Origin of the sequence: Crenobacter oryzisoli (genome assembly GCF_030385785.1) — a bacterium.
Taxonomy (GTDB): domain Bacteria; phylum Pseudomonadota; class Gammaproteobacteria; order Burkholderiales; family Chromobacteriaceae; genus Crenobacter_A; species Crenobacter_A oryzisoli.
In genome coordinates this window covers 1-14,229 of the sequence record NZ_JAUEDK010000050.1, presented here as the reverse complement: position 1 = coordinate 14,229, position 14,229 = coordinate 1, and the positions used below count along the sequence as shown (strand labels likewise).

The 14,229-nt window shown below is 64.7% G+C and carries 12 protein-coding genes and 1 pseudogene; 12 read left to right on the top strand and 1 reads right to left on the bottom strand.

What is annotated here, in order from left to right; translation table 11 throughout:
• The first annotated feature begins 182 nt into the window (after window positions 1-182).
• From glyA to QU481_RS19365, 11 genes are all read left to right on the top strand, one after another.
• The gene (gene glyA / locus QU481_RS19415) at window positions 183-1,454 is read left to right on the top strand and encodes a serine hydroxymethyltransferase (protein ID WP_289831647.1); all 1,272 of its coding nucleotides are present in this window, start codon (window positions 183-185) and stop codon (window positions 1,452-1,454) included.
• Window positions 1,455-1,472: 18 nt separating this feature from the next.
• Window positions 1,473-2,852, top strand: a complete 1,380-nt coding sequence (locus QU481_RS19410) for an L-serine ammonia-lyase (protein WP_289831646.1) — start codon at window positions 1,473-1,475, stop codon at window positions 2,850-2,852.
• 10 nt (window positions 2,853-2,862) lie between these two features.
• Entirely contained in the window at window positions 2,863-3,981 is a 1,119-nt protein-coding gene (gcvT, locus tag QU481_RS19405) for a glycine cleavage system aminomethyltransferase GcvT (protein ID WP_289831645.1), read from the top strand.
• A gap of 4 nt (window positions 3,982-3,985) precedes the next feature.
• A complete protein-coding gene (gene lipA / locus QU481_RS19400) occupies window positions 3,986-4,954 on the top strand; it encodes a lipoyl synthase (RefSeq protein WP_289831644.1) in 969 nt (322 codons plus the stop codon).
• Between the two features lie 191 nt (window positions 4,955-5,145).
• On the top strand, window positions 5,146-6,012 hold the full coding sequence (gene purU, locus QU481_RS19395) for a formyltetrahydrofolate deformylase (RefSeq protein ID WP_289831643.1): 867 nt from the start codon (window positions 5,146-5,148) through the stop codon (window positions 6,010-6,012).
• A gap of 18 nt (window positions 6,013-6,030) precedes the next feature.
• The gene (locus QU481_RS19390; RefSeq protein ID WP_289831642.1) at window positions 6,031-6,888 is read left to right on the top strand and encodes a methylenetetrahydrofolate reductase; all 858 of its coding nucleotides are present in this window, start codon (window positions 6,031-6,033) and stop codon (window positions 6,886-6,888) included.
• A 570-nt stretch (window positions 6,889-7,458) separates the two neighbouring features.
• Window positions 7,459-8,946 (top strand): PQQ-binding-like beta-propeller repeat protein, encoded by a 1,488-nt coding sequence (locus QU481_RS19385; protein ID WP_289831641.1) that lies wholly within the window; start codon window positions 7,459-7,461, stop codon window positions 8,944-8,946.
• Between the two features lie 528 nt (window positions 8,947-9,474).
• The gene (locus tag QU481_RS19380; protein WP_289831640.1) at window positions 9,475-9,702 is read left to right on the top strand and encodes a hypothetical protein; all 228 of its coding nucleotides are present in this window, start codon (window positions 9,475-9,477) and stop codon (window positions 9,700-9,702) included.
• Between the two features lie 197 nt (window positions 9,703-9,899).
• Window positions 9,900-10,913: an L-histidine N(alpha)-methyltransferase gene (gene egtD, locus QU481_RS19375; protein WP_289831639.1), complete on the top strand. Its 1,014-nt coding sequence runs from the start codon at window positions 9,900-9,902 to the stop codon at window positions 10,911-10,913.
• On the top strand, window positions 10,913-12,169 hold the full coding sequence (gene egtB / locus QU481_RS19370) for an ergothioneine biosynthesis protein EgtB (RefSeq protein ID WP_289831638.1): 1,257 nt from the start codon (window positions 10,913-10,915) through the stop codon (window positions 12,167-12,169). The genes egtD and egtB overlap by 1 nt, the downstream gene beginning before the upstream one ends.
• A 327-nt stretch (window positions 12,170-12,496) precedes the next feature.
• A complete protein-coding gene (locus tag QU481_RS19365; protein ID WP_289831637.1) occupies window positions 12,497-13,429 on the top strand; it encodes a potassium channel family protein in 933 nt (310 codons plus the stop codon).
• Between the two features lie 20 nt (window positions 13,430-13,449).
• Here QU481_RS19365 and QU481_RS19360 read toward each other — a convergent pair.
• Window positions 13,450-13,654 (bottom strand): annotated as a pseudogene (locus tag QU481_RS19360) (transposase); the annotation flags it as partial.
• A gap of 172 nt (window positions 13,655-13,826) precedes the next feature.
• On the opposite strand from QU481_RS19360, the gene QU481_RS19355 reads away from it, so the two are divergent.
• A partial coding sequence (locus QU481_RS19355; protein WP_289831636.1) for a transposase occupies window positions 13,827-14,229 on the top strand: 403 nt, incomplete at its 3' end.

Here is a 14,229-nt window from a genome sequence, read left to right as displayed (position 1 = left end):
TAAAACCCTCCTGGCGTCGTTGTGCTGCCTTGCCGTACAGCTCGTACTGTCTGCGGCAGCACGCCTAGCCAGGACCGCTTCGCTGGTTTTTATTAGCGACTCCAATACCCGAGCCGTTCGGCCAACCCCATCACCCCAAGGTTGGCCGAACGACGGGCACCGCCCCACAAAGGAGAAACAACATGTCCCGCCAAGAACAATTCAGCCAGCCGCTTGAGATCGCCGGTTTCGACGACGCGCTGTGGCAGGCGATGGAAGCCGAGCGCCTGCGTCAGGAAGACCATATCGAGCTGATCGCCTCGGAAAACTACACCAGCCCGCGCGTGATCCAGGCTCAGGGCTCGGTGCTGACCAACAAGTACGCCGAGGGCTACCCGGGCAAGCGCTACTACGGCGGCTGCGAGCATGTCGATACTGTCGAGCAGTTGGCGATCGACCGCGCCAAGCAGCTGTTCGGCGCCGACTACGCGAACGTTCAGCCGCACTCGGGCAGTCAGGCCAACGCGGCCGTCTACATGGCGCTGATCCAGCCGCACGACACGGTGCTCGGCATGAGCCTGGCGCACGGTGGCCACCTCACCCACGGCGCGTCGGTCAACTTCTCGGGCAAGATCTACAAGGCCGTCCAGTACGGCATCGACACTGCCACCGGCCTGATCGACTACGACGAGGTCGAGCGTCTCGCGCTCGAACACCGGCCGAAGCTGATCGTCGCCGGCTTCTCCGCCTACTCGCGCGTGATCGACTGGGCGCGCTTCCGCGAAATTGCCGACAAGGTCGGCGCGTACCTGTTGGTCGACATGGCGCACGTTGCGGGCCTGGTGGCCGCCGGTCTCTACCCGAACCCGGTGCCGTTCGCCGACGTGGTGACCACCACCACGCACAAGACACTGCGCGGCCCGCGCGGCGGCCTGATCCTGGCGAAGTCCAATCCGGACATCGAGAAGAAGCTCAACTCCATCGTGTTCCCGGGCATCCAAGGTGGCCCGCTGATGCACGTGATCGCGGCCAAGGCGGTGGCCTTCCAGGAGGCGCTGCAGCCGGGCTTCAAAGCCTACCAGCAACAGGTGATTGCCAACGCCCGCGCGATGGCCGCAGTGTTCGTCGAGCGCGGCTATGACATCGTGTCCGGCGGCACCGACAACCACCTGTTCCTGCTGAGCCTGATCCGCCAGGGCCTGACCGGCAAGGCGGCCGACGCCGCACTGGGCGCGGCGCACATCACCGTCAACAAGAACGCCGTGCCGAACGACCCGCAGTCGCCGTTCGTCACCAGCGGCATTCGCATCGGCACCCCGGCGGTGACCACGCGCGGCTTCAAGGAGGCGGAAGTGCGCGCGATCGCTGGCTGGATCTGCGACATCCTCGCCGACCTCGACAACCCGGCCGTGATTGAACGGGTGAAGCATCAGGTTGCCGAGCTGTGCGCGGCGTTCCCGGTCTACGGCAAGTAAGGCGGCGAGGCGCGCATCATGGCGATCAGCGTATTTGATTTGTTCAAGATCGGGATCGGGCCGTCCAGCTCGCACACCGTCGGGCCGATGCGCGCCGCCGCGCGCTTCGCCCGAGGGTTGGCCGAACACGGTCTGCTCGAGAAAACCGCAGCGGTGAAGTCCGAGCTGTTCGGCTCGCTCGGCGCGACCGGGCGCGGCCACGGCTCGGACGTGGCGGTGCTGTTGGGCCTGGAGGGTGAGGAGCCCGACACCGTCGATACCGACAGCGTCGAGCCCCGCGTCGCGGCGATCCGCGCGGCCGGCGAGCTCTCGCTGCTCGGCCAGCAGCGCATCGCGTTTCGCGAGAAGGAGCACCTGGTGCTCTACCGCCGCGAGACGCTGCCCTACCACCCCAACGGCATGCGCTTCACAGCGATCGGCCAGGACGGCGAAACGCTGGCGAGCAAGGTCTATTATTCGGTCGGCGGCGGTTTCGTCGTCAACGAGGAGGCGGCCGGCGCCGACCGCATCGTGGCCGACGCAACGGCGCTGCCCTACCCGTTCAAGAGTGCCAAGGAACTACTGGTACTGTGCGAGGCGCACAACCTCTCGATCAGCCAGCTGATGCTGGAGAACGAAAAAGCGTGGCGCACCGAGGCCGAGATCCGCGCGGGGCTGCTCGCAATCTGGGACGTAATGCAGGCCTGCGTGCGCCGCGGCTCGGAACGCGAGGGCATCATGCCCGGCGGGCTGAAGGTGAAGCGCCGCGCGGCCGAGCTGTATCGCAAGCTGGCCAGCCAGCCCGAGGCGAGTCTACGCGACCCGCTGACCATCCTCGACTGGATCAGCTTCTACGCGCTGGCGGTCAACGAGGAGAATGCCACCGGTGGCCGTGTGGTCACCGCGCCCACCAACGGCGCGGCCGGCATCATCCCTGCGGTGCTGCACTACTACACCCGCTTCGTGCCGACCGCCAGCGACGACGGCGTGGTGCGCTTCCTGCTCACCGCCGCCGCGATCGGCATCCTCTACAAGGAGAACGCCTCGATCTCCGGCGCCGAGGTCGGCTGCCAGGGCGAGGTCGGTGTCGCCTGCTCGATGGCGGCAGGCGCCTTGGCCGAAGTGCTCGGCGGCAACGTACGCCAAGTGGAGAACGCTGCCGAAATCGGCATGGAGCACAACCTGGGCCTGACCTGCGACCCGGTAGGCGGCTTGGTGCAGGTGCCCTGCATCGAGCGCAACGCGATGGCATCGGTGAAGGCAGTGAACGCCGCACGCATGGCACTAAAGGGCGACGGCAGCCACTTCATCTCGCTCGACAAGGTGATCCGCACCATGCGCGACACCGGCGCCGACATGAAGACCAAATACAAGGAAACCTCACGCGGCGGCCTGGCCGTCAACGTGATCGAATGCTGAGGACAACACAATGAACGCACCGCTCAATCGCACCCCGCTCTACGACCTGCACATCAAACTGGGCGCCAAGATGGTCCCGTTCGCCGGCTACGAAATGCCGGTGCAGTACCCGCTCGGCGTGCTGAAGGAACACCAGCACACCCGCGCGCAGGCCGGCCTGTTCGACGTGTCGCACATGGGCCAGGTGAAGCTGATCGGCAAGGGCGCCGCCGCGGCGCTCGAGACCCTGGTGCCGGTCGACATCCAGGACCTGCCGGTAGGCATGCAGCGCTATGCGCTGTTCACCGCCGACGACGGCGGCATCCTCGACGACCTGATGGTGTCGAACTTCGGCAACGACGAGCTCTACGTCGTCGTCAACGCCGCGTGCAAGGAGCAGGACATCGCGCACATGCGCCGCCACCTGTCCGCACACTGCGAAGTGGTCGAGCTGACCGACCGCGCCCTGCTCGCTCTGCAGGGTCCGGCCGCCGCGACAGTGCTGGCGCGCCTCGCGCCGGCCGCAGCCGAGCTGACCTTCATGCAGAACGCACAGCTCGAAATTGACGGCATCGCCTGTTATGTCAGCCGCTCCGGCTACACCGGTGAAGACGGCTACGAGATCTCGGTGCCGGCCGCACAGGCTGCCAGCTTGGCCGAACGGCTGCTTGCCGAGCCGGAAGTCGAAGCGATCGGCCTCGGTGCGCGCGACTCGCTGCGTCTGGAAGCCGGCCTCTGCCTGTACGGCCACGACATCGACACCGGTACCACACCGATCGAGGGCAGCCTGCTGTGGGCAATCTCGAAGAACCGCCGCCCCGGCGGCGAGCGCGCCGGCGGTTACCCGGGCGCCGACGTCGTCGCGCGCCAGATCGCCGACGGCGTCGCAAAGAAGCGCATCGGTTTTATTGTTAAGGACAAGGTGCCGGTGCGCGAAGGCGCCGAGATCACCGACGCCGACGGCACCGTGATCGGCAAGGTTAGCAGCGGCGGCTTCGGCCCTAGCTTCGGCGGCCCGGTCGGCATGGGCTATGTGGCGAGCGCGCACGCAGCGGTCGGCACCGCGCTCTACGCCATCGTGCGCGGCAAGCCGGTCGTGATCGAGGTCGCCAAGACCCCGTTCGTGCCTCAACGCTACTACCGGGGCTGAGGCGATGACCGACGTCAGACCCGCAAAGCTCGAGGCCGGCACCAAGCTGTCGGCCGCCGAGAAGATGGCGCGCATCCCGGTGAAGATCGCGCCGACCGAAAAGAGCGAGATGCTGCGCAAGCCGGAGTGGATTCGCGCGGCGTTTCCGGGCAGCAAGGAGGTGCTACAGCTTAAGAAGACGCTGCGCGAGCACCAGCTCGTCACCGTCTGCGAGGAAGCGAGCTGCCCGAACCTCGGCGAGTGCTTCAGCCACGGCACCGCGACCTTCATGATCATGGGCGACATCTGCACACGCCGCTGTCCGTTCTGCGACGTCGGCCACGGCCGGCCGAACCCGCTCGACGCGAACGAGCCGCAACGATTGGCAGAAACGATCGCCGCAATGGAACTGAAGTACGTGGTGATCACTTCGGTCGACCGCGACGACCTGCGCGACGGCGGCGCGGCGCACTTCGCCGCCTGCATCACCGAGACGCGACGACTCAACCCAGCGATCCGCGTCGAAACGCTGGTGCCGGACTTCCGCGGCAGGATGGAGGCGGCGCTGACGACGTTGGCCGACACGCCGCCCGACGTGTTCAACCACAACCTCGAGACGGTGCCGCGCCTCTACCGCGAGGCACGGCCAGGCGCCGACTACGCGCACTCGCTCGCACTGTTGGCCGCGTTCAAGGACACCTGCCCCGACGTGCCCACCAAGTCCGGGCTGATGGTCGGCCTCGGCGAAACGCTCGACGAGATCGTCGAGGTGATGCGCGACCTGCGCGCGCACAAGGTCGACATGCTGACCATCGGCCAGTACCTGCAGCCGTCGCACCATCACCTGCCGGTGAAGCGCTTCGTCACGCCGGCCGAGTTCGCCTCGCTGCGCCAGACGGCGCTGGAGATGGGATTTTCCCAGGTCGCCGCCGGGCCGATGGTGCGATCGAGCTATCACGCGGATCTGCAGGCCAAAGGTGAGTTGGTCGCCTAAGAACCTGTTCACGGTCTCGCGAACGAAGGGTCAGCCAAGGCGAAATGACGCGAAAAAGCGGAATGGACATGGAGTCCATGAGCATTTTGAGTGGCATTTCAACGCAGGATCACCCGAGTGCCGCAGATCGTGAGCAGGTTCTAACAGACAAACCACAAGGCCGGTCAGACCGGCCCTGTCAGGAGACTTCGATGATCCAAGCCCAGCCACGCTTCATCCTCACGCTGTCCTGCCCGAGCGCCGCCGGCCAGGTCGCCGCGGTGTCCGGCTTTCTCGATGCGCGCGGCGGCTATATCGACGAGCTGTCGGTGTTCGACGACGAGCTGAGCCAGCGCTTCTTCATCCGCTGCGTGTTCCACACCGGCAATACCGACGCGGCGCTGCTGCCGCGGCTGCGCGCCGAGTTCGCGCCGATCGCCGAGCGCTTCACAATGCAGTGGCAGCTCAACGACGCCGCCGCCCGCACCCGCACGCTGATCCTGGTGTCGAAGCTCGACCACTGCCTGAACGACCTGTTGTACCGCTGGAAGCTCGGCGAGCTGGCGCTTGATATCGCCGGCATCATGTCGAACCACCCGGACCTGGAACCGATCGCGCGCTCGTACGGCCTGCCCTACCACCACTTGCCGATCAGCGCCGACACCAAAGCCGCACAGGAGGCGAAACTGCTCGAGCTCGTCGAATCGACAGGGAGCGAGCTCGTGATTCTCGCGCGCTATATGCAGATCCTGTCGAACCAGACCGCCGCGCAACTGTCCGGCCGCGCGATCAACATCCACCATTCCTTCCTGCCCGGCTTCAAGGGCGCCAAACCGTACCACCAGGCCTACGCGCGCGGCGTGAAGCTGATCGGCGCCACCGCGCATTACGTGACCGACGATCTGGACGAGGGCCCGATCATCGAACAGGTGGTCGAGCGGGTCGACCACACGCACAAGCCCGAACAGCTGCAAGCGACCGGCCGCGACATGGAATGCCTGGCGCTGGCGCGGGCCGTCAAATACCACACCGAGCGGCGCGTGTTCCCGAACGGCGACCGCACCGTGGTGTTCCGCTAAGGAAATAGGAGTAACCCTATGACGATCCCGTTCAGCATCGAGCTCTACCCTCCGGCCCATCAGCAGGCCGCTGTACAGCTGGCGGCATCACTGCCGCGGCTGATGGCGCTCGGCCCGGAGTACTTCTCGGTCACCTACGGCGCCGGCGGCAGCACCCGCGAGCGCACCGTCGAACTGGTCGAGCAGCTGCACCATACTGGCGTGTCAGTCGCACCGCACCTGTCAGCGATCGGAGCAAGCCGCGACGAGGTGCACGCGCTGCTCGCCCGCTACCGCGAGCTGGGCCTCACGCGGCTGTTCGCGCTGCGCGGCGATGCACCATCCGGCATGGGCGGGCGTGGCGACTTCACCTACGCGAGCGATCTGGTCCGCTTCATCCGCGACGAAGCCGGCAGCGAGCTTGAGATCGCGGTCGCCGCGTACCCCGAGGGCCACCCGCAGGCCCGCAGCCCGGCGGCGGACCTTGCCGCACTGAAGGCAAAGCAAGACGCTGGCGCCAGCGTCGCCGTCACCCAGTATTTCTTCAATGCCGACGCCTTCCTGCACCTGCGCGATGCGTGCAGCAAGAATGGCATCCGGCTGCCGTTGATTCCGGGCGTCCTGCCGCTGACCCGCTACACCGGCACGGCTCGTCTGGCCGAAACGCGCGGCATCGAGCTGCCGCGCTGGATGGCCCGCAAGCTCGCAAGCCTCGGCGACGACACCGCGGCGGTCAGAGCATTCGGCCTCGACGTCACCACGCAGCTGTGCGAGCGGCTGATCGCCGAGGGTGTGCCGGGGCTGCATTTCTTTAGTCTGAACCAGGCCGGTGCGGTGGAGGCGCTGTGCCAACGGCTGGGGCTGGGCGCGACGTCGCCGGCAGCGCTGTCAGGCTAGTTCTTCCGCGTCGTCTTTCCTGCTTCGAGGCTCAGGCCGGGCATGCTTGCATGGCCCGGCCTGCATTTTTTGGTGGGTTCGTGACCAAGGAATGCGAAGACCGGTAAAGCGGACTAGCCGTGCCGATGACGTTTGGCCGGATTTGCGCTTCAGGACCGGTGACGGCCAGAGGGGTCGGATGGGCTGGCCGAGCGGAATCAGCCAGGAGCGGCCGTTCGGCGATACAGCCTCGGAGAACTGCTGCTCGGCCGATATGGTCCTCTACCGCATCGCTTCATGTGCGTCCACTTCCGGCGACCAACTGGTCCCCCTCCCTCCTCGCAGTACTCCATGTTCAAGGTGGCGGCTGCCGCGGAACAAATGCGAACCTCGCCTCGTCACTGGAATACGGTCGCCCCGTCTGTGCCCCTGAGCACTGCATGATTGCAGAGAGGGAGTCATTCGTTTTTCGGCAAAAAGCCGCGGTACGTGTGGCTGTCATGCGGTAAAGGCGGGTGAAGCCCGTAAAGGGAAAAACTTCCTATACTTCAACCCTCGTAACGGCTGCAACCTCTTGATCACGCCCTTATCATGCACATTTTCATCGTGCTGGGACTGGTCGCGTGCGCTTGTGCCGGCACGGCATGGGCGCAGGGCGTCGACGTTGTTCCCGGCTATCACCATACCGACGATCGAAGCGGACAGTATGTTGTGCCCGGCCTGACTTGGCAGAGCGCGTCGCACCTACAGCGCGAGGCCTCCTTCGACGGCCGAGTCGAGGGCCATATCTACGCCCAGCCGCTCTACTGGCACCCTCCCGGCGCCGCCCACGCATTGCTGATTGTCGCGACCGAATCGAACGTCGTCTATGCGCTCGATAGCGCCACCGGCGCCATCGTTTGGCGCGTCGTGCTCGGCACGCCGGCGCCGCGTAGTGCACTGCCGTGCGGCAACATCGATCCGCTGGGCATTACGGGAACGCCTGTGATCGAGCCCAGGACAGGGACACTGTACCTTAACGCGATGGTGGACCGGCAGAATGGGCCGAAGCACATGGTGTACGCACTGTCGCTGCGCGACGGCTCGGTGCTTCCCGGCTGGCCTGTCGACATTGCCGAGGCACTACGATCACAGGGCGTGTCGTTCACTTCGCGTTTGCAGAACCAGCGGGGCGCACTATTGCTCCTCGAAGGCCACTTGTTCGTGCCGTACGGCGGCCATTACGGCGACTGCGGCAACTATCAAGGCTGGGTGGTCGGCCTCGCGCTCAACCGTCCCGGCGTGTTTGGCGCGTGGCGGACGCGCGGCCTCAAGGGTGGTATTTGGGCGCCGGGAGGCATCGCCGCAGCCGACGGCGCTCTTTTCGTCGCTACCGGCAACACCGAGGGTGAGCACGTATGGAGCGACGGCGAGGCCGTCATGCGTCTGGCGCCCAACCTGCACCGGTCCGCCAGTTCTCGCGACGCGTTTGCTCCCGCCAACTGGCATGAGTTGGACGAGGAGGACCTCGACCTCGGCGGCGCCAACCCGATGCCGATCGATCTGCACGGGCGTCGACTGATCTTGCAGTTGGGCAAGGATGGTAAGGCCTATCTGCTGGACCGCGACAATCTGGGCGGCATCGGCGCTGCACTGGACATGCAGAAAGTGTCGCGAGGGCCTATCCGCACCGGCCCGGCGTCCTACCCTGGACCAGGCGGCGTTTTTGTCGCATTTCCGGGGGCCGGCGCCGCGTGCCCGGCCAGCCGGAGCGAGGACGGTCTGATCGTGCTGCGGATCAGCGCGGCGTCACGCGGCGGCCTGAGTACTGCTTGGTGTGCGGCGCTGGATGGCGCCGGCAGCCCGATCACCACGACCAGCGACGGTAGCGCGGATCGCATTGTCTGGGTCGTCGGCGCGGAAGGCGACAACCGTCTGCATGGGTTCCGCGGCGACAATGGTCAGGCCGTGTTCACCGGCGGCGGGCCGAACGACCGCATCCCGAAACTGCGGCACTTCGTGACCCTTCTGGCGGCTCATGGCCGGCTTTACGTGGCGGGCGATGGCAGGATCTACGCGTTCAGCGTCGCACACCGCTAAGGCCGCCAACGCTATATCGAGGAATGACGCCGTCGGCGCGGTTTGCCCCCCTGGAGCAAGAGCCGGACATGCTGGAGATCGCGAGGGAAAGGTGTGTCCCGCGGTGGGCAGGACGCTCAAGTCCGGGCTCGTGTCGGCCCTGGTGGGTGCTCTGCTCGCCCTTGCTTCGGCGCAGGCGCAGCCCCCGTCGTTCGACACGTTCGCCGTCCCCGCCGGTAGCGCACCGCACGACGTCGCACCGACGCCCGCAGCAACTGAGGCGCACTGCGGTGATACGGTCCGAAATGTCGAAACACCATGAGCCCGTGGGGACCATTTGAGGAACGCCCCAACCCAGAGTTGTCGAGTGCTTCGGCGTGATCGCCTTAAAGCATCGCGCTACGGCACCATTTAGTGCTGCGCAGCTCGCCCGCTGCCATCGGCTACCATTCACGTAGGAACCTATTCGCAATCCTCTTTCCGGCTACGGCCGGCCCCACGGTCAGGCCCGGCAAAAGGTCATGAACAGGTTTTCAAGGAGGCGCGACCATGAAATGCTGGATCTACGACACCCAATACGGCCCCTTCACCATCATTCGTCTCGACGAGCGGTATCACATCATGCACGAGGGCGAGGCGCTGGGCGCCTACCCGACCCCGGAAGCCGCGGCCGAAGCACTGGCCAACGGCCACTCTGACTGGCCGTCGTTCGGCAACCCGCACGAGCTGGGCATCCCGGAGGATCTGGCGAAGTGGCAGTGCCGACCGGTGATCTGAGCCCCGTTCCGCACAGCCCATCCCGGGTCGACACCGGCAAGGGGGGCATCTAGACTTCAGTCCACTATCCTGCAGCAGGCTTGGCACTCTGCCGAAGCGACGACATTCGGCGTATCGCCAGGTAGTGCTGTGTCAGGGATGTGCGGCCTGCCACACTCGGCGGGCGCAACGATGGCGATAAACCGGGGGCGCTATCCATGAACTCGAATAAACCCGAGTGTGAACGTGATGCCGAGACAATACGGGCGCCGCGGCTGATCATCGACGCCGTCGACGATCACGGCGCGCAGCTCGCCGAGCTCAGGGACGGACTCCTCAGCCGCCCCGCCCGCATCGCTCCGAAATTCTTCTACGATGAGCAAGGCTGCGCCCTGTACGGCGCGATCTGCGCGCTCAGCGAATACTACCCGACCCGCACTGAAATCCAGATATACGAGCGATGTCGCCGGCCCATCGCGGCGCAACTCCCGCCCGATGGGCAATGGATAGACTTGGGATGCGGCGACGGCGCCAAGGCGCGCGACTGGCTCGGGCCAGCCAGGGTGCGCCGCTATATCGGCGTGGACTTCGCCGCCGACTGGCTCAAGACAACACTGGCCGTCACCGAACAGCAATTTCCCGGCGTCGACTGCCTGGGCGTGGTGACCGACTTCACCCGCCCCTTCCACCTGCACCCGGTGCTGAACGACTGTCCGGATGCACCGCCGATCTTCTTCTACCCCGGCTCGTCGATAGGCAATTTCACTCCCGAAGATGCGTTGTCGCTGCTGCGATCGATCCGCAGCCATCTGGACGGTGACGGCCGCCTGTTGATCGGCGTGGACCTCGTCAAAGACACTGCCACGGTCGAGGCCGCCTACGACGACGCGCTCGGTGTCACCGCCGCGTTCAACCGCAATGTGCTACGGGTCGCCAACCGGCTGCTGGACGCCGACTTCGAGCCGCATCGCTTCGACCACCGGGCGTTCTTCAACGCGACTGAAAGCCGCATCGAAATGCACCTGGCAGCAAGCCAAGGCCACGACGTGCGGATCGGCGAGCACCGCCGCCGCTTCGAGGCCGGTGAAACCATCGTCACCGAATACTCGTACAAGTACACCCCCGAGCGGTTTTGCGCGCTGCTCGCCGAGGCCGGCTACGGCAACATGCACTACTGGACAGACGAGCGCGGCTGGTTCGGCGTGTTCGTCGCCGAAGCGGGGGGCGACTGATGGAACCGCGCCAAGCAGCGCTGCAGGCCGCCTTCACCCGCACGCGCCGACAGAGCCTGGCGTTGGCCGAGGGACTCAGCGCCGAGGACTGCATGCTGCAGTCGATGCCGGATGCCAGCCCGGTCAAATGGCATCTCGCCCACGTGACCTGGTTCTTCGAGACCTTCGTCCTCGCTCAACGCGAGCCGCCGCCCGCGCCGTTCAACCCGGCCTTCAAGGTGCTGTTCAACTCGTATTACGTCGGCGTCGGCGAACGCCACCCGCGCCCCGAGCGTGGCCTGTTGTCCCGCCCCTCGCTCGACGAGGTACTCGCCTACCGTCGGGCGGTGGACGCACAAATGGCGGCGCTGCTGGCGGACACGCCGCTACCACACTCGTTGCTCGACCTGATCGAGCTGGGCATCCATCACGAGCAGCAGCATCAGGAATTGGTCCTGACCGACCTCAAGCATCACTTCTGGCGCAACCCCTTGCGGCCGGCGTACCGCCCGCCCGAGCCCTTGGAGCCAGCCGATCCGGTGCCGCTACGCTATCAAGCTTTCGAGGGCGGTCTGGTGGAGATCGGCCACGATGGGGAGGGCTTCGCGTTCGACAACGAGACCCCACGCCATCGAGTGTTCCTCGAACCGTTCGAGCTCGCCTGTCGGCCGGTCAGCAACCGCGACTATCTGGCCTTCATCGCCGATGGCGGCTACGACCGCCCCGAACTGTGGCTGTCGGACGGCTGGGATACCTGCCAGCGCGAGGGATGGTTCGCGCCACTGTACTGGCAGTTCACCGATGCCGATCGCTGGACGGTATTCACGCTACACGGCCAACAGCCACTGCGGCTCAACGAGCCGGTCTGCCATGTCAGCTACTACGAAGCGGAAGCCTATGCACGCTGGGCCGGTGCACGTCTGCCCACCGAACAGGAGTGGGAGTGTGCCGCGCAACGCTGGCCGGCCGAAGCAGCCCCGGCTCCCGGCCGCTTCGCCGACGCCGGCGCGTATCACCCTGGCCCGACAACGACGGGCAAGCCGGTGCACTGGCTTGGGGATGTGTGGGAATGGACGCAGAGCGCCTACCTGCCCTACCCCGGCTACCGGCCTGCGGACGGTGCAGTCGGCGAGTACAACGGCAAGTTCATGATCAACCAGATGGTGTTGCGCGGCGGCTCCTGTGCAACACCCAGCGACCACATCCGCGCGAGCTACCGCAATTTCTTCCCGCCGTCGGCACGCTGGCAGTTCAGTGGCATTCGGCTGGCACGTTGAGCCGGTCTGGCGAGTAGTTTACGGACGACGATCTGGGTACAGAAGGGATGCCCGGGACAAGCGGAGCAGCCGGCGCAGTATGCGTCGGTCGTGCGCCCTTATTGTGCCCCCTGATCCCGCCCCGACCCGCGTGCCGAAGTGGGATGCGAATGTCTCAGGTTAACCAACGATCGTCATTGCACCGATTCATAAGGATCTCTGCAACAAAGCGCCAAACAGGCATCATGCCGGCTATGTCCGGCGGACTATAATGGCAGTTTGTCCAGCTATCTCCACCCGTTTATGCGCCATAGTTTCCCGCGTAAGCTGATCTTTCTGTCCGGTTTGGTGCTCGCCGCCCTGCTGTTCGGCACCTCAGGCTACATGATGGTCGAGGGGTGGTCGTTTTCCGATAGCCTGTTCATGACGGTGATCACCCTGGCCACCATCGGCTATGGCGAAACCCACAAGCTATCGCTGGCGGGCCGTTATTTCACCATCGCGCTGATCGTGTTCGGCACCGGCGTGGTCGGCTATGGCATTTCTTCTCTGACCCTGATGCTATTTCAGGGTGATCTGCCGCTTTATCTGAGACGAAGAAAAATGGAAAAACTGATCGCACAGATGAGCCAGCACACCATTATCTGCGGCCTGAGCCGCACCGGCCGCTATGCACTGGAAGAATTGCTCAGCGCACACCATCAGGTAGTGGTGATCGAAAAGAGCGAGGCCAATGTGGCACTGCTGCAGGAACGCGGCATTCCCTACATCGTCGGTGATGCCACAGAGGATGAGAACCTGACCGCCGCCGGCATCGCCCGCGCCCAGGCACTGATTTCCTGTCTGAGTTCAGACGCCGACAATGCTTTCGTTGTCGTGACCGCCAAGAGTTTGAACGCAGCAGTGATGGTGGTAGCCAAGGCGGAAAACGAAAGTTCGCGGAAAAAACTTAAAGCCGTGGGAGCAGACAATGTGGTCATCCCCTCCCATCTGGGCGGCATGAATATGGCCAATATCGTCGCCCACCCGGAAACCCACCATTTCTTCGAGCATCTGCATCACCGCTATCCCAACCAGTTCCGTGCTCAGATACATGTGCTGGACGAACGCTGGGAGGGCCAATCACTGGCACGTTTCCTGCAGGACTCTTTTGCCGGCAAGGCCATGGTGGTTGCACTGGAGCACTCCCCTGGCGAAGTGGAGTTCGCACCGGGGATGGAGGTGCTGCTGCACGCCGGCGAGTCGATATTGCTAATTAGCACTCAAGTGTCGGCAACCTGAACTGACCTGTTAGAACCTGTTCACGACATCCTGAGCAGCAGAGCCAAAAAGGCCAGATGGACGAAGCTGCAAGCTGGTAGTGAGTCTGCGCTCACAGTTTTTCCACAGCCTTCTGCTTTTCTCTAACCAGGCAAAACGACGCTCAACGATCCAATGCTGAGGCATGACTTTGAATGTGTGCAGTTCGCTGCGCCTGGCAACCTGCACAGTGACCTGCTCACCCACCTAGCCGCTATCTGTCAATAGGCCTTCACTCGCTGCAAGGCAGGCATGCAACGCTAAATTCATGATAGAGTCCACGGAAGTGGTGTAAATGCAGGCCGATGGTAGAAGGCCATCGAAGAACTCCGGTAAGGTCGATTTTGCGAAGAATCAGACTTACCCAATGGAGAACTCGATGGCCAACGACAGCATGGCATTTGTGGAGCGGTTGAAGCAACAAGGTGGAGGTGATTTCCTACGCGCACTGGTGGAGTCGGTGCTCGCTGACCTGATGGAGTGCGAGGTCACCAACCAGATCGGGGCTGACTTGCACGAGCGCAACGGGGAGCGCCAGGCCTATCGCAATGGCTACCGTGACCGCATCCTTCACAGCCGACTCGGCACGCTCGAACTGCAAGTGCCGAAGCTGCGCAGCGGCACTTACTTCCCGTCCTTTCTCGAACCCAGACGCTTAGCCGAACAGGCGCTCGCCGCCGTGGTGCAGGAAGCCTGGATCAATGGGGTCTCGACCCGCAAGGTCGACGAACTGGTGCAGGCGATGGGCATGACCGGCATCTCGAAGAGCCAGGTGTCCGAGC

What these genes read in the sequence shown, in the direction of transcription:
- QU481_RS19390 (WP_289831642.1), top strand. Translation starts at nt 6,031, where the DNA reads ATGACGATCCCGTTCAGCATCGAGCTCTACCCTCCGGCCCATCAGCAG.
- QU481_RS19410 (WP_289831646.1), top strand. Translation starts at nt 1,473, where the DNA reads ATGGCGATCAGCGTATTTGATTTGTTCAAGATCGGGATCGGGCCGTCC.
- glyA (WP_289831647.1), top strand. Translation starts at nt 183, where the DNA reads ATGTCCCGCCAAGAACAATTCAGCCAGCCGCTTGAGATCGCCGGTTTC.
- egtD (WP_289831639.1), top strand. Translation starts at nt 9,900, where the DNA reads ATGAACTCGAATAAACCCGAGTGTGAACGTGATGCCGAGACAATACGG.
- egtB (WP_289831638.1), top strand. Translation starts at nt 10,913, where the DNA reads ATGGAACCGCGCCAAGCAGCGCTGCAGGCCGCCTTCACCCGCACGCGC.
- lipA (WP_289831644.1), top strand. Translation starts at nt 3,986, where the DNA reads ATGACCGACGTCAGACCCGCAAAGCTCGAGGCCGGCACCAAGCTGTCG.
- gcvT (WP_289831645.1), top strand. Translation starts at nt 2,863, where the DNA reads ATGAACGCACCGCTCAATCGCACCCCGCTCTACGACCTGCACATCAAA.
- purU (WP_289831643.1), top strand. Translation starts at nt 5,146, where the DNA reads ATGATCCAAGCCCAGCCACGCTTCATCCTCACGCTGTCCTGCCCGAGC.
- QU481_RS19380 (WP_289831640.1), top strand. Translation starts at nt 9,475, where the DNA reads ATGAAATGCTGGATCTACGACACCCAATACGGCCCCTTCACCATCATT.
- QU481_RS19385 (WP_289831641.1), top strand. Translation starts at nt 7,459, where the DNA reads ATGCACATTTTCATCGTGCTGGGACTGGTCGCGTGCGCTTGTGCCGGC.